Below are 13,892 nucleotides of genomic sequence, written 5' to 3'. Positions count from 1 at the left end.
CCTCGGGGCTCTACAGATACAGACGGGTCGACGGCCGGAAACGTCACGGATCCGGGGCGTGCTCGCAATCCGGCCAGCGGATTCGCCGGAGAGGGTGGAGGCTGATAGGCATTCGGAGCGGCGCCTGCGGAGAACGCCCGCAGGCGCGGAACGACGGCGGAACGGCGGGAGGTGGCGATCGTGGCGGAGGCACTGCCCGCGGCGCAGCCCGACGACGCGCGGCCCGACGACGCGCTGCCGGACGACGCCCGGCCCGACGACGCCCGGCCCGACGATCCGCTGCTCCGCGCCTCCGACGCCACGCTCGCCTCGCGGGCCGTGGACGGCGACGTCGCCGCGTTCGAGCAGCTCGCCCGGCGCCACGGCGCGCTGATGCGGGTGTACGCGGCCAAGCTGCTCGGCTCCGAGGCGGAGTCCGACGACATCGTGCAGGAGGCGTTCCTCACCGGCTGGCGCCGCCTCGGCGACCTGGACAGCCCCGCGCACATCCGGAACTGGCTGATGCGGATCGTCTCGCACAAGGCGATCGACCGGATCCGCGTCCGGCGCCGGCACGACGACATCGACGACTGGGACCCGCCCGCGCCCGCCGAGCACTCGCCCGAGCGGATCGTCGAGGCGCGGCTCCAGCTGGACGCCGTCTGGGAGGCACTGGACCGATTGCCCCCCGATCAGCGACGCTGTTGGCTGCTCCGCGAGACCGCCGGCTACAGCTACCAGGAGATCGCCGACGCTCTCGAACTCCCCGTCTCGACGGTCCGCGGCCTGCTCGCCCGAGCCCGCCGCTTCCTGCTCCACGAACTGGAGGCATGGCGATGACCACCGACGACATGCCCGACGAGACCCCCGGCGCCGTGCCGGACGACATGCCCGAGACGCTGCCCGGGAACGACGTGCCCGACGACGACCTCGACGGCCACACGCTCGAGGAGCTGGGCGAGTACCTCGACCGCGGGCGCAGCCCCGTCGATCCCTCGATCGAGGGCTCCGCGGCCTGCCGGCTCGCGCTCGCGAACCTCACCCGCTTGAACGAGCTGTCGGCCACCGCGCTGCGCCGCCGCGCCGACGCGGAGCCGGACCGCGACGAGGTCTGGATCGCCGGGCTGCTCGACGCGATCCGGTCCGAGGTGCGCTCCGGGCGCGACGTGCCGATCCGCCACCCCGACCCGACGCTGCGGCTCGCGCTGACCGAGGCGGCCGTGCGCGGGATGATCCGGCGCGCGGGCGACACGATGGGCGGCGTCATCATGGGCCGCTGCACGCTCGACGGCGACGTCGGGACCCCGGGCGCGGTGATCCGGGTCGACGTCACCTTCGCGCTCGAGTTCGGCGTGCCGGTCGCGACCGCCGCGGACCGCCTGCGCGAGCGGATCCGCTACGCCCTCGAGCGGCACACCGAGCTCGTCGTCGGCGCGATCGACGTGACCGTGGACGACGTGTACCCGAGCAGGGAGGACCAGCCGTGACCGACAGCACTGCGACCGACAGCACCGGGACCGACGACAGCACACTCGACGGCAGCGCTCTCGACGACAGCACCCTCGGCGACTCGGCCCACGACGACACGGCCCGCGACGACACCGCGCTCTCGCAGCGCCTCACCGCGGCGATCCGCGACTCCGAGGGGGTCACCGGCGTCTATCCGGCGCAGCCGATCCTCGAGGCGGCCGCCGACGCGCTCGCGGTGACGCTCGCCCTGCGGCAGCCCGACGTGCTCGTCGACATCGACCGCTCGGACGGCTTCACCACGGTGAGCGCGCACATCGCGGCGACCGCGGCGCTGCCCGCGCCCGAGACCCTGCGCGCGGTCGGCGAGGAGCTGCGGCGCCTGCTCGACGCGGAGCCGTCGGTGACCGGCCCGCTCGCCGTGAACGTGAAGGTCCGGCTGATCGAGGACTCGGGCCGCGCCGCGGAGTGACGGAGGTCAGGCGTCGATCGTGCGCTGCGCGCCGGGGCTGGGGCTCGCCCCCGCATCGGCCGGCCCCGTGTCGGCGTGCCCCGTGTCGGTCACCGTCACGTCGGTCGCTCCCACGTCGCTCGACGCGAGGCTGATCCGGCGCGGCTTCGCCTTCGCGGCGATCGGGATGCGCAGCGTCAGCACGCCCGCCGTGTAGTCGGCGTGCACGCTCTCGGTGTCGAGGGAGTCGCCGAGGACGAGCTGGCGGCTGAAGACGCCCCACTGCCGCTCGGCGGCGACGGGGTCGGCGCCCTCGGGGAGGTGGCCGGCGCGCTCGGCGCGCACGGTCAGCACGTTCCGCTCGACGTCGATGTCGATCCGCTCGGGCCGGACGCCGGGCAGGTCGAGCTCGACGACGAAGTCGTCGCCCTCGCGCCAGGCGTCCAGGGGCATCACGGTCGGTCGGGCGGCCGTGCCGAAGACCTGCCGGCTGAAGCGGTCGAGGTCGCGGAACGGGTCCTGCTGCAGAAGCATGATGGTCTCCTCACGTGTTCTGAAATGCCTCGCCACCGGGCCTTTCGCCAGTGACACACAAGTATTTACAACGGCGGGAGCGTCATCGCAAGGGCGTCTCAGCGAACCTCGAGGAAGCCCCGCCGGGCGGGCTGAACGGGGTCGCGGGCGTGCACAACTAAGCCTGAACGCCTCGAATCGGAGCGAAATCGCCGGATTCGGGGCATCCAGCCTGAGTTGTGCACGGGATCCGCTGGAGACGCGCGATTCAGCGCTGCCAGGCGGGCCAGCCGGGGTCGTGACCGGGCCAGACCTCGACGCCGGGCTGCGCCGCGAGGTCCGCGAGGCGGTCGATCGAGCGCTGCGCCTCCTCCGCGTCGCCGGGGCGCGCCGTCCAGCCGCAGGCGGTGCGCTCGTCGAGGTTGCGGCGGAGGTCCGCCGCGTCGCAGGCGAGCACGATCGAGCGGTCGGCGAGGTCGATCCGGAACGACTGGTGGCCCGGGGTGTGCCCGCGGGTGTCGAGGGCGGTGACGCCAGGGGCGAGCTCGGTGTCGCCGTCGAGGAGCAGCACCCGGACGTCGGCGTCGAGCAGGTCCTGCGGGACGACGGTCTCGCGGCGGCCGAGGCCCTCGCCGAGCCACTCCCACTCCCGCCGCTGCAGGGCGACCGGGGTGCCGGCGGGAGCGAGGCGCAGCCCGCCCGTGTGGTCGAGGTGCAGGTGCGAGAGGGCGACGAGGGCGAGGTCCTCCCAGCGCAGGCCGGCCGCCGCGATCTGCTCGGCGAGCGCGTCGCCGGGCGGGACGACGGCGGTGTAGCTCTCGTAGTCGTAGTGCGCGGCACGCTGGGCGGGGTCGCGGACCCGGTCGAGGTGGAAGCCGCCGTCGATCAGGATCCAGGAGTCACCGAGGTCGATCGCGGCGCCGGTCACCGGCTCGAGGAGGAAGCGCGCCGAGTCGCCGCCGCGGAGCGAGATCGACTCGGCGATCGGCTCGTGGCCGAGCACGAGCGGGACGAGACGGCGGGGGCGGGACAGCGGGAAGGCGCCCGGCCAGTCGTCGGCGATCATGCGAGCCTCCTGGAGCACTTCGGATTGGATCCAATATAGTCGTGAATGAATCCACTGATCCACTCCCGCACGAGACGAGGGCTCGCATGACCGGCGCCATCCCGATCAACATCCCGATCACCACCGAGATGCTCCACTGGGGCCGCCGGCCGACCTACGAGATGGTCGAGCAGATCGTGGACGGCTACCCCTCCGACGTCTCGCGCTGGCTGATCGGCGCGCACACCGGGACGCACGTCGACGCGCCGTCGCACTTCGTGCCGGGCGGCGCGACCGTCGACGAGATCGCGCTGGAGAGCGTGGTCGGGCCGGTCCGGGTGCTCGACCTGCGGCACGTCGTGGAGGAGATCACGGACGAGGACCTCGTCGCGGCCGGTGCCGAGGGGGCCGTGCGCGTGCTGTTCCGCACCCGCAACTCGACCGACGCGCTGACCCGCGCGGTGAAGTCGGAGACCTGGGTCGGCCTCGCGCCGAGCGGTGCGCGCTGGCTGGTCGAGCACGGCGTGCTCTTCGCGGGCCTGGACTACATGACGATGGAGGCGCCCGCGCACACCGAGGAGTGGCCGACCCACGTGATCCTCTGCGGCGCCGGCGTCGTGATCCTCGAGAACGCGGACCTCGCGCAGGTCGAGCCCGGCGACTACCTGATGGTCTGCCAGCCTGTCGCCTTCGAGGGCCGCGAGGCCGCCCCCGCCCCGACGGTCCTGCTCCCCCTCCCGTGACCCCCTCCCCGCGAGATGCCACTTGTGAGCGCGACACGCCGTGGAAAGCGCTCATAAGTGGCATTTCGCGGCAGAACGCAGACTCGCGGGGAGGGTCAGACTCGCGGCGGGGGTCAGACTCCTGCGGGCTCCAGGGCGCCCTGCTGCTCGCGGTCGAGCTCGGTGCGGACCGAGCGCTCGCCGGCGAGCTCGCGCGGGGTGCGCGGGGCGAGGAGGCCGACCACGATGAACGTGCCGAAGCCGATCGCGGCGGCGACGAGGGTGGCGTAGCCGTCGAAGTCGGCGCCGATCAGGTCGTTCGGGACGTAGAGGATGTCGTTCGGCACGCCGTAGAGGGTCGGGGTGAGCGCGAGGAAGACCAGGCGGACGACCAGCCCGACGCCCGCGGCGGTGAGCGCGGCGACGACTCCGGGGCGCTTCCAGAACACCCCGAGCAGGAACGGCGCGGCGAGGCAGGCGAGCATAATGTCGAAGGCCAGCGTCAGCAGGATGCCGGTCTGGCTGACCCGGATCGCGAGGAACGAGCCGAGGATCACGATCGGCACCATGGCGACGCGGGTCCAGCGCAGCAGCGGGTCCGGGCCGCTGCCGGAGTGGCGGCGGACCGAGAGCACGTTGCGGACGACGATCGCCGAGGTGGCGAGGATGGCGCCGGACGCGGTCGAGAACGACGCGGCGACGACTCCGGAGAGCACCAGGATCGCGATGACCGGCGGCGCGTAGTCGTCGAGCAGCGTGAACAGGACCGGGCCGTCGGCGGCCGAGAGGCCCAGGACGGCGGTGGCGCTGAGCGCGACGATCGCGAAGATCGAGCCGATCGCCGCGGTGCCGACGGCGGCGGCGTAGCAGGCGCGGCGGGCGACCTCGGGCGACTTGGCGCCGAAGATCCGCTGCATGAAGTCGATCGCGACGAGGTCGCCGATGCCGAGCGCGACGAGGGTGGCCCAGTTGACGGGGGCGCCCATCGCCGGGTCGGTGAGCTGCTCGAAGTCGAACGGCCCCATGCCCTCGGGGATGACGATGCCGTAGGCGAGCGCGACCCAGACCAGCAGCGAGATCGCCGCGACGACCGTGATCACGGTCTGGATGGCCGCGGTGTACGCGTCGGAGAAGAGGCCGCCGGCGATCGTGTAGCTGAGCACGAGGGCGACCGAGAGGATCACGCCCCAGGCGTACGGGATGCCGGCGAAGCGCTCGAGCAGGAAGCCGCAGGCGACCAGGTTGCCGGCCAGCAGGATCGTGAAGGAGAAGACCATGATCACCGAGGCGACGACCTCGGTGGTGCGGTCGTAGCGCATCCGGAAGAAGTCGGCGAGGGTGAAGAGCTTCATCGCGTTCATCGGCTTGGCGAGGAAGAGGCCCGTGATCAGGAGGCAGATCGCCAGGCCGATCGCGAGCGAGGCGCCCGCCCAGAAGCCGAACTGCGAGGTGAGGTCGGTGTTGCCGACGGTGGCGTTCGAGTCGACCGCGGCGGCCGTCAGGCTCACGGCGACGAGCGGGATGCCGAGGCGGCGTCCGGCGACGAGGTAGTTGGCGCTGTCGCCGTCGATCTTGCGGGCGACCGCGATGCCGACGGCGAGGATCACCACGACGGTGATCCCCACTCCGAGGATGATCATGCGTGCTCCGAGCTGCTGGGTGGTGCGGCGGGGTGTTTCTATCGGTTGATAGACACGGATCCTGCCGCGCGCTCGGTCGCGGTTCTTTTCGGGCGTGGGTCGATCCTGTTAACTCCGGCGCGCGTCGCCCTCGGCGAGAACTCGAAAGTTGCGGTAGTCGACGCCGAGTACCGCAACTTCTGGACGATGGGCGGGGGCTCGGGGCGTGCGGCAGGCCGGACGGGCGGGGCGTCAGCGCAGGTGGGCGAGCAGGGCGGGGCCCGCGGCGAGCGCCTCGGCGACGGCGGGGCGCGGGAGGTCGAGGACGCGGAGGGCCGCGAGGGCGACCGCCTCCGCGGAGGGGCCGGGCTCGGCGGGCTGCCGGCGGCGCTGGAGGATGACGTTCTCGACGAGGGCGAGCACGAGGGAGGCGCCGGTCGCGGGGTCGGCGGCGCCGCAGGCCGCGACGAGGGTGCGGTACGCGGTCTCCAGCTCGGAGCGGCGGTCGCGGAACACGGCGAAGCGCTCGTCGCCGAGCTCGGGCAGCAGGTAGAGCGCGCCGACGTTGTGCTCGCCGGCCGCGAGCAGGCGGGCGTCGGAGACGCAGAGCGCCCAGAGGCGCGCGGCCGGCGGCTCGTCGCGGGTGAGGAGCACCGCGGCGGCGTCGAGCGAGGGCTGCACCGTGCCGAGCAGCAGCTCGAGCAGCACCGCGTGCTTGCCGCCGAAGTGGTGGTAGAGCGAGGCCTGGCGGATGCCGGCCGCCGCCGCGATGGCGTGCGTGCTGGTGCCGCCGAACCCCTCCGTGCAGAAGAGCGCCGCACTCGCCGCGAGGATGTCGGCCCGCGTGCCCAGCCCGGTGAGCGACGCCCCGGAGGCGCGCGGCCGTCCGGGGGGTGCGCTCGCCATGCGCTCGACCGTAGCAGCGCTCCCGACCCGCGCCGATTCTCCAAAAGTTGCGGTAGTGGCGCGCGACTACCGCAACTTTTGAGGAGTGGAGAGGTGGGCGACGGCGTGGGGCGGGCGCGGGCGGCGGTGCGGGCGGGCGCGAGCGGGCGCCGAAACACGATCGCAACGTCGGGGTCACAGCGGCGACACGGGGGCGCGGTTGACTTCCTGTCGAGTGATAGAAACCCCGGCAGCGACCGGACCAGCAGACGGAGCAGGCGCAGCATGACGACATCAGGCACCTCGACCACGGCGGGTGCGCGCGAGCACGCCCGCGCCCAGGAGGCGGCGGCGGCGAGCACGCGCCCCGACGCGCCGGAGGGCGTCGCCCCGGCGGACCTGCGCTGGTCCGAGCGGATCGAGGGCGGCGGCTACGGCCACCGCGTCCTCGCCCGCGGGACGCACCTCCGCCTGACCGACGTCACCGGCGACGCCTGCGTCTCGCTCCTGGTGTACAACTCGCTGGAGCCGCACGAGCGGCTGAACGTCGCGGACACCGTCAAGGTGCAGTGGCAGGTCTACGCCGGCGCCGGCCAGCTGCTGCTCAGCGACCAGGGCCGGGTGCTCGCGAGCGTCGTCGCCGACGACTCCGGCCGCCACGACACGATCTACGGCACGACCGCGCTGGCGCGGAACGTCGAGCGCTACGGCGACGGCTCACCGCAGGGCCCGTCGCCGGCCGGGCGCGAGCTGCTGCTGCTCGGCGCGGCCAAGCACGGGCTGGGCCGGCGCGATCTGCCGCCGAGCGTCTCGTACTTCCAGGGGGTGCGGATCCGCGAGGACGGCAGCCCGGAGTGGCTCGGCGGCGCCGGGCCCGGCCGCTCGGTGACGCTGCGGCTGGAGATGCCGGCGATCGTCCTGCTGGCGAACACCGCGCATCCGCTCGACCCGCGGCCGGAGTTCACGGTCGGCGCGGTCGACGTGCACGCCTGGGCGGGCGAGCCGGCGAGCGCCGACGAGCGCGACGCCACTCCGGAGGGCCGCCGCGCCTTCCTGCAGACCGACGAGTACCTGAGCGCGAGGGGCATCGCATGAGCACCACCGGCACCGACACGAGCACGACCAGCACGGACACGACCACCGCCTACGGCACCGAGACCCACCGCGAGACGGTCGCCGCCTGCGCCCCCTGGTCGCGCCTCCTGAAGCGCGGCGAGTTCCTGACCATCGTCGACGTCGACGGCAACCAGGCCGTCGACTTCCTCGCCTACGACGCGGAGGACCGCACCGCCTACTCCGCCGCCGCGACCCTGCAGGCGCAGGAGACGGTGTACCTGGTCACCGGCTCGGTGCTCCGCGACGCCGAGCACCGCCCACTGCTCACCGTCGTGGCGACCGACGTCGAGCGCCACGACACCCTCGGCGGCGCCTGCTCGAAGGAGAGCAACGCGCTCCGCTACGGCTTCCACACCACGGCGCAGCACGCCTGCGCCGAGAACTTCGTCGCCGAGCTCTCCCGGCACGGGATGGGCAAGCGCGACCAGGTCTCGAACGTGAACTGGTTCATGAACGTGCCGGTGGACCCGGACGGCGCCCTCGGGATCGTCGACGGGATCTCCTCCCCCGGGCTCAGCGTCGTGCTGCGGGCCGAGCGGGACACCCTCGTCGTCGTCTCGAACTGCCCGCAGATCAACAACCCGTGCAACGGCTTCGACCCGTCGCGCGCCGAGATGATCGTGCACAGCGGCGAGAACGCGGGAACGGGCAGCGCATGACCTTCGACACCCTCCTCGTCGCCAACCGCGGCGAGATCGCGGTCCGCATCCTCCGCACCGCGAAGGCGATGGGCCTGCGCACGGTGGCCGTCTACTCCGACGCCGACCTCGGCGCCGCGCATGTCGCGCTCGCCGACGAGGCGGTGCGCCTCGGGCCGGCCCCCGCCGCCGACAGCTACCTGCGGATCGACCGGATCCTCGCGGCGGCCGCGCAGACCGGCGCCGGCGCGATCCACCCGGGCTACGGCTTCCTCAGCGAGAACGCCGAGTTCGCGCGCGCCTGCGCGGCGGCCGGCATCGTCTTCGTCGGCCCCACTCCCGAGCAGCTGGAGGTGTTCGGCGCCAAGCACACCGCGCGCGACGCCGCCGAGCGCGCGGGCGTGCCACTGCTGGCCGGCACCGGGCTGCTCGACGACGCCGACCACGCGGCCCGCGAAGCCGGCCGGATCGGCTACCCGGTGATGCTCAAGGCGACGGCGGGTGGCGGCGGCATCGGCATGCGCGCCTGCCGCGACGAGGCCGAGCTGCGCGCCGCCTGGCGCGAGGTGCGGCGCCTGGCCGAGGCCGGCTTCTCCTCCGCCGGCGTGTTCCTGGAGCGGCTGGTCGAGCGCGCCCGGCACGTCGAGGTGCAGGTCTTCGGCGACGGCGCGGGCCGCGTCGTGTCGCTCGGCGACCGCGACTGCTCGCTCCAGCGCCGCAACCAGAAGGTGGTCGAGGAGAGCCCCGCCCCCGATCTGCCGGACGCCGTGCGCGAGCGCATCGCGGAGGCGTCGCGCCGGCTCTGCGCCGAGGCCGGCTACCGCAGCGCGGGCACGGTCGAGTACATCTACGACCCGGTCCGGCAGGAGGCGGCGTTCCTCGAGGTGAACACCCGCCTCCAGGTCGAGCACCCGGTGACGGAGTCGCGCTACGGCATCGACCTGGTCGAGTGGATGCTGCGCCTGGCGCAGGGCGAGACGGCGTTCCTCGACGCGATCCCGGAGCCGAGCGGCGCGGCCGTCGAGGCGCGGGTCTACGCGGAGAACCCGGACCTCGGCAACGCGCCGAGCTCGGGCACCATCACGGGGCTGTCGTTCCCGGACGACGTCCGCGTCGACGGCTGGATCCGCCCCGGAAGCGAGGTCTCCACCTCCTACGACCCGCTGCTCGCGAAGGTGATCGTCAGCGGCGCGACCCGCGAGGAGGCCTGGGCCGCGCTCGGGCGGGCGCTCGCCGCCACCCGCGTCGACGGCATCGCGACCAACGTCGGCCTGCTGCGGGCGATCGCGGCCGAGCCCTCGGTGCTCGCGGCCGAGCACTCCACCGCGACCCTCGACGACCTGCGCGACGCGAGCCCGCGGGTCGAGGTGCTGAAGGGCGGGATGCTGACCACCGTGCAGGACGCGACCGGGCGCCTGGGCTACTGGCCGGTCGGCGTGCCGCCGTCGGGACCGATGGATGCGCTGTCGTTCCGGCTCGGCAACACGGCGCTCGGCAACCCCGAGGACGCGCCGGGACTCGAGATCACGATGACCGGGCCGACCCTCCGCTTCCACACCGCCACCCGCGTCGTGCTGACCGGGGCGCCCGCGCCAGCCACCCTCGACGGCGCGCCGATCGCGCAGTGGGAGCCGATCGCGGTGCCGGCCGGCGGCGTCCTCGCCATCGGCACGGCCGAGAGCGGCATGCGCATGTACCTGCTGGTCGAGGGCGGGCTCGACATCCCGCTCGTGCTCGGCTCGGCCAGCACCTTCGACCTCGGCGCGATCGGCGGGCACGCGGGGCGCGCGCTCGCCCCGGGCGACGTGCTCGGGCTGCGGACGCCGAGCGTCCCGAACACCGTGGCGATCGTGCCGGAGGAGGAGCGCCCCGCGTTCCCGCACGCCTGGACGCTCGCCGCGCTCGAGGGCCCGCACGCCGCTCCGGAGTTCTTCACCGAGGACGACATGGCCGTCTTCTACGCCACCGCCTGGGAGGTGCACTTCAACTCGGCGCGCACCGGCGTCCGCCTGCTCGGCCCGAAGCCGCACTGGGCCCGCGAGGACGGCGGCGAGGCCGGGCTGCACCCCTCCAACATCCACGACACCCCGTACGCGGTCGGCGCCGTCGACTACACCGGCGACCTGCCGATCCTGCTCGGACCCGACGGCCCGAGCCTCGGCGGCTTCACCTGCCCGGCGAGCGTCGCGACCGGCCACCTCTGGCGGCTCGGGCAGCTCCGCCCCGGAGACACGGTGCGCTTCGTGCCGGTCACCGCGGCGCAGGCGACCGGGCTGCTCGACGCTCCGCTCGACGAGCCCGCGGCGGGCCGGGCCGCGGTCGACGACCACGGCGTGCTGCACCGGCGGCCCGCGCACGACGGCGATCCGTCGCTGGTGCTGCGCCGCAGCGGCGACGCGAACCTGCTCGTCGAGATCGGCGAGATGAGTCTCGACCTCGCCTCGCGGATGCGCGTGCACGCCATCGCCGAGACGCTGGAGCAGGCGGCGCTGCCCGGCGTGATCGAGCTGACCCCGGGCATCCGCTCGCTGCAGGTGCACTTCGATCCGCGGACGACTTCGACCGACGCGGTCGCCGAGGCGGTGCTCGCGGCCGAGGCGCTGCTGCCCGCGACGGCCGATCTGCGCGTGCCGAGCCGCACCGTGCACCTGCCGCTGGCCTGGGACGACCCGTCGACGCGCGAGGCGATCCGCCGCTACATGGCGGGCGTCCGCGACGACGCGCCCTGGTGCCCGTGGAACATCGAGTTCATCCGCCGGATCAACGGCCTGGACAGCGTCGACGAGGTCTACCGCACGGTGTTCGAAGCGGAGTACCTGGTGCTCGGGCTCGGCGACGTCTACCTCGGCGCGCCGGTCGCGACTCCGCTCGACCCTCGGCACCGCCTGGTGACCACCAAGTACAACCCGGCGCGCACCTGGACGCCGCAGAACGCCGTCGGCATCGGCGGCGCCTACCTCTGCATCTACGGGATGGAGGGGCCGGGCGGCTACCAGTTCGTCGGCCGCACGGTGCCGATCTGGTCGACGCACCACCAGGCCGGAGCGTTCGAGACCGGCGTGCCGTGGCTGCTGCGGTTCTTCGACCGCATCCGCTGGTACCCGGTGGAGCCGGACGAGCTGCTCGAGCTGCGCTCCGAGATGGCCGCGGGGCGGCTGCCGCTGCGGATCGAGGAGGGCGAGTTCGGGCTCGCGGAGTACCAGGAGTTCCTCGCGGAGAACGCGGAGTCGATCGCGGACTTCCGCGCGGTGCAGGCCGGGGCCTTCGGCGCCGAGCGCGCCGCCTGGGAGGCGTCGGGCGAGTTCGACCGCGTGGAGGCGGTGCCCGCGCCGCCCGCGTCCTCGGCCGTGGAGATCCCGGACGGCTGCGAGGGCGTCGAGGCGCCGTTCGTGGCGACGGTGTTCCGGATCGACGTGGCCGTGGGGGATGCGGTCGCCGCCGGGCAGACGCTGGTCGCCCTCGAGGCGATGAAGATGGAGGCGCCCGTGACGGCTCCGGCGGCCGGGCGCGTGGTCGCCGTGGTCGCCGAGGTCGGGGCGCACGTGGCCGCGGGCAGGGTGCTCGTGGTGCTGGAGACGAGGGCCGAGCAGGCCGAGGAAGAGGACGCAGCATGATGGACAGCCCCGCGCTGGACCCCGCGCTTCAGGACCCCGCGGCGCACGTCGCCGAGCGCTACCGGCGGCTGGCCGCGCGGCCCGAGGCGTTCATCGCCCTGCGGCCCGAGGCCGAGGTGGCCGCGGAGCTGGCCGCCGTCGATCCGGCGCTCCCGCTCGCCGGGCTGCTGTTCGCGGTGAAGGGCAACATCGACGTCGCGGGTCTGGAGACGACCGCGGCCTGCCCGGCGTTCGCGTACGCGCCCGCCGAGGACGCGACCGTCGTGGCGCGGCTGCGTGCGGCGGGAGCCGTGGTGCTCGGCTCGGCCAACCTCGACCAGTTCGCGACCGGCCTCGTCGGCACCCGGTCGCCGTACGGCGCGGTGCGGCACGCGGTGGACCCGTCGCGCATCTCCGGCGGCTCGTCGTCCGGCTCCGCGGTCGCGGTGGCGCTCGGCGGCGCCGACTTCGCGCTCGGGACCGACACCGCGGGCTCCGGGCGGGTGCCGGCCGCGTTCCACGGGCTGGTCGGGCTGAAGCCGACCAGGGGCTGGGTCAGCGCCGCCGGCGTGGTGCCGGCCTGCCGGAGCCTCGACGTGGTGACGGTGATGGCGGCGGATCCGGCGATCGCCCGGCGCGCGCTCGACGTGATGGCGGGGCCGGACTCACGCGACCCGCTCAGCCGCAGCGGAGTCGCCGAGCCGTTCGCCTCGACGGCGCGGATCGGCGTCCCGCGGCCCGGGCAGCTCGGCGAGCTCGCGCCCGGCTGGGCCGAGGCCTTCGACGCCGAGGTGGCCCGCTGGAGCGAGGCGGGGGCGACGCTGGTCGAGCTCGACATCGAGGTGTTCCTCGAGACCGCGCGGATGCTCTACGACGGCGCCTTCGTGGCCGAGCGCTACGCGGCGGTCGGCGCGTTCGTCGACGCGCATCCCGACGAGGTGGACCCGGTGGTCGGCGGCATCGTCTCGCGGTCGCGGGAGCTGCCGGCCTGGAAGCTGTTCCAGGACCAGGAGCGGCTCGACCGGGCGCGGGTGGTGTCGGACGCCGTGTTCGAGCGGATCGACGCGCTGCTGCTGCCGACGACGACCGAGCACCCGACGCTCGCGGCCGTCGCCGCCGACCCGATCGGCGTCAACTCGCGGCTCGGGCGCTTCACCAACTTCGCGAACCTGCTCGACTTCGCGGCCGTCGCCTACCCCGCGGGAGTCGTCGACGGGCTGCCGTTCGGCGTGCAGCTGATCGGCCCCGCGTTCACCGACCACCAGCTCGCCGATCTCGTCTGGAGCCGCTCATGAGCACCGCCGCCGCGAGCACCGTCCTCCTCGCCGTCGCCGGAGCGCACCTGCGCGACCAGCCGCTGCACCACCAGCTCGCGGACCGCGACGCGGAGCTCGTCGAGGCGACGACGACGAGCGCCGACTACCGCCTCTACGCGCTGTCGACCGTGCCGCCGAAGCCCGGCGTCGTGCGGGTCGCCGAGGGCGGCGCGGCGCTCGAGGTCGAGGTGTACCGGCTGACGGAGGCCGCGTTCGGCTCCTTCGTCGCGGCGCTCCCCCAGCCGATGGCCATCGGCTCCGTCGCGTTGGCCGACGGCTCCCTCGTCAGCGGCTTCCTCGTCGAGCCGATCGCCCTCCCCGGCGCGGACGACATCACCGCCTTCGGCGGCTGGCGCGCCTACCTCGCCCGCTGACCGACGCCGGATCTCGATACGCCCGCTCCGCGGGCTACTCGATCAGCATGCAATGCGTCCCCCGCGTGTCGCGCAGCGTGCAGCGTGCACTGCAGTGCTGGACGCGCAGCGCGTCCGTTCCATGCTGGTCGAGTAGCGCGCAGCGCGTATCGAGACCCGCCCACCGGACGACGA

At 74.0% G+C, this 13,892-nt stretch carries 13 protein-coding genes; 9 read left to right on the top strand and 4 right to left on the bottom strand.

Going from position 1 to position 13,892, the window contains the following annotated elements; translation table 11 throughout:
• Positions 1-180: 180 nt before the first annotated feature.
• Genes C1I64_RS17385 through C1I64_RS17375 form a run of 3 tightly spaced genes read left to right on the top strand, consistent with a single transcriptional unit; the run spans position 181 to position 1,918 of the window.
• Positions 181-819: an RNA polymerase sigma factor gene (locus C1I64_RS17385; protein WP_341867840.1), complete on the top strand. Its 639-nt coding sequence runs from the start codon at positions 181-183 to the stop codon at positions 817-819.
• Positions 816-1,466, top strand: a complete 651-nt coding sequence (locus tag C1I64_RS17380) for an Asp23/Gls24 family envelope stress response protein (RefSeq protein ID WP_127888083.1) — start codon at positions 816-818, stop codon at positions 1,464-1,466. Before C1I64_RS17385 ends, C1I64_RS17380 begins: the two co-directional genes overlap by 4 nt.
• Entirely contained in the window at positions 1,463-1,918 is a 456-nt protein-coding gene (locus C1I64_RS17375; RefSeq protein WP_127888082.1) for a hypothetical protein, read from the top strand. The genes C1I64_RS17380 and C1I64_RS17375 overlap by 4 nt, the downstream gene beginning before the upstream one ends.
• Positions 1,919-1,924: 6 nt before the next feature.
• On the opposite strand, the gene C1I64_RS17370 is transcribed toward C1I64_RS17375, so the two are convergent.
• Complete coding sequence (locus tag C1I64_RS17370; RefSeq protein ID WP_127888081.1) at positions 1,925-2,431, bottom strand: Hsp20/alpha crystallin family protein; 507 nt, start codon at positions 2,429-2,431, stop codon at positions 1,925-1,927.
• Positions 2,432-2,678: 247 nt separating this feature from the next.
• The gene (locus C1I64_RS17365) at positions 2,679-3,476 is read right to left on the bottom strand and encodes an N-acyl homoserine lactonase family protein (protein ID WP_127888080.1); all 798 of its coding nucleotides are present in this window, start codon (positions 3,474-3,476) and stop codon (positions 2,679-2,681) included.
• An 86-nt stretch (positions 3,477-3,562) separates the two neighbouring features.
• Here C1I64_RS17365 and C1I64_RS17360 point away from each other — a divergent pair, with 86 nt between their 5' ends.
• Positions 3,563-4,198 carry a cyclase family protein gene (locus C1I64_RS17360; RefSeq protein ID WP_127888079.1) on the top strand — a complete coding sequence of 212 codons (636 nt, stop codon included), beginning with the start codon at positions 3,563-3,565 and terminating at the stop codon, positions 4,196-4,198.
• A gap of 113 nt (positions 4,199-4,311) precedes the next feature.
• Here the strand turns inward: C1I64_RS17360 and C1I64_RS17355 are convergent, their stop codons facing one another.
• Positions 4,312-5,817, bottom strand: coding sequence for a high affinity choline transporter 1 (locus tag C1I64_RS17355; protein ID WP_127888078.1), 1,506 nt, complete (start codon positions 5,815-5,817; stop codon positions 4,312-4,314).
• A 231-nt stretch (positions 5,818-6,048) separates the two neighbouring features.
• Positions 6,049-6,702, bottom strand: coding sequence for a TetR/AcrR family transcriptional regulator (locus C1I64_RS17350; RefSeq protein ID WP_127888077.1), 654 nt, complete (start codon positions 6,700-6,702; stop codon positions 6,049-6,051).
• A gap of 264 nt (positions 6,703-6,966) precedes the next feature.
• Here C1I64_RS17350 and C1I64_RS17345 point away from each other — a divergent pair, with 264 nt between their 5' ends.
• From C1I64_RS17345 to C1I64_RS20410, 5 genes are read left to right on the top strand one after another with little or no spacing between them, the layout of a single operon-like run.
• Complete coding sequence (locus C1I64_RS17345; RefSeq protein ID WP_127888076.1) at positions 6,967-7,776, top strand: urea amidolyase associated protein UAAP1; 810 nt, start codon at positions 6,967-6,969, stop codon at positions 7,774-7,776.
• The gene (locus C1I64_RS17340) at positions 7,773-8,456 is read left to right on the top strand and encodes an urea amidolyase associated protein UAAP2 (protein ID WP_127888075.1); all 684 of its coding nucleotides are present in this window, start codon (positions 7,773-7,775) and stop codon (positions 8,454-8,456) included. The genes C1I64_RS17345 and C1I64_RS17340 overlap by 4 nt, the downstream gene beginning before the upstream one ends.
• Entirely contained in the window at positions 8,453-12,049 is a 3,597-nt protein-coding gene (uca, locus tag C1I64_RS17335; RefSeq protein WP_127888074.1) for an urea carboxylase, read from the top strand. Before C1I64_RS17340 ends, uca begins: the two co-directional genes overlap by 4 nt.
• Positions 12,046-13,323 (top strand): allophanate hydrolase, encoded by a 1,278-nt coding sequence (gene atzF, locus C1I64_RS17330; RefSeq protein ID WP_208645158.1) that lies wholly within the window; start codon positions 12,046-12,048, stop codon positions 13,321-13,323. The genes uca and atzF overlap by 4 nt, the downstream gene beginning before the upstream one ends.
• Positions 13,320-13,718: an allophanate hydrolase-related protein gene (locus C1I64_RS20410; protein ID WP_208645157.1), complete on the top strand. Its 399-nt coding sequence runs from the start codon at positions 13,320-13,322 to the stop codon at positions 13,716-13,718. The genes atzF and C1I64_RS20410 overlap by 4 nt, the downstream gene beginning before the upstream one ends.
• The last annotated feature ends 174 nt before the right edge of the window (positions 13,719-13,892 follow it).

Source organism: Rathayibacter festucae DSM 15932, assembly GCF_004011135.1.
Taxonomy (GTDB): Bacteria; Actinomycetota; Actinomycetes; order Actinomycetales; family Microbacteriaceae; genus Rathayibacter; species Rathayibacter festucae.
The sequence above is the reverse complement of the archived record's forward strand: the minus strand, read 5'-3'. Positions and strand labels throughout refer to the sequence as shown.

What these genes read in the sequence shown, in the direction of transcription:
- C1I64_RS17345 (WP_127888076.1), top strand. Translation starts at nt 6,967, where the DNA reads ATGACGACATCAGGCACCTCGACCACGGCGGGTGCGCGCGAGCACGCC.
- C1I64_RS17355 (WP_127888078.1), bottom strand. Translation starts at nt 5,817, where the DNA reads ATGATCATCCTCGGAGTGGGGATCACCGTCGTGGTGATCCTCGCCGTC.
- C1I64_RS17340 (WP_127888075.1), top strand. Translation starts at nt 7,773, where the DNA reads ATGAGCACCACCGGCACCGACACGAGCACGACCAGCACGGACACGACC.
- C1I64_RS17350 (WP_127888077.1), bottom strand. Translation starts at nt 6,702, where the DNA reads ATGGCGAGCGCACCCCCCGGACGGCCGCGCGCCTCCGGGGCGTCGCTC.
- C1I64_RS17360 (WP_127888079.1), top strand. Translation starts at nt 3,563, where the DNA reads ATGACCGGCGCCATCCCGATCAACATCCCGATCACCACCGAGATGCTC.
- uca (WP_127888074.1), top strand. Translation starts at nt 8,453, where the DNA reads ATGACCTTCGACACCCTCCTCGTCGCCAACCGCGGCGAGATCGCGGTC.
- C1I64_RS20410 (WP_208645157.1), top strand. Translation starts at nt 13,320, where the DNA reads ATGAGCACCGCCGCCGCGAGCACCGTCCTCCTCGCCGTCGCCGGAGCG.
- C1I64_RS17365 (WP_127888080.1), bottom strand. Translation starts at nt 3,476, where the DNA reads ATGATCGCCGACGACTGGCCGGGCGCCTTCCCGCTGTCCCGCCCCCGC.
- C1I64_RS17380 (WP_127888083.1), top strand. Translation starts at nt 816, where the DNA reads ATGACCACCGACGACATGCCCGACGAGACCCCCGGCGCCGTGCCGGAC.
- atzF (WP_208645158.1), top strand. Translation starts at nt 12,046, where the DNA reads ATGATGGACAGCCCCGCGCTGGACCCCGCGCTTCAGGACCCCGCGGCG.
- C1I64_RS17370 (WP_127888081.1), bottom strand. Translation starts at nt 2,431, where the DNA reads ATGCTTCTGCAGCAGGACCCGTTCCGCGACCTCGACCGCTTCAGCCGG.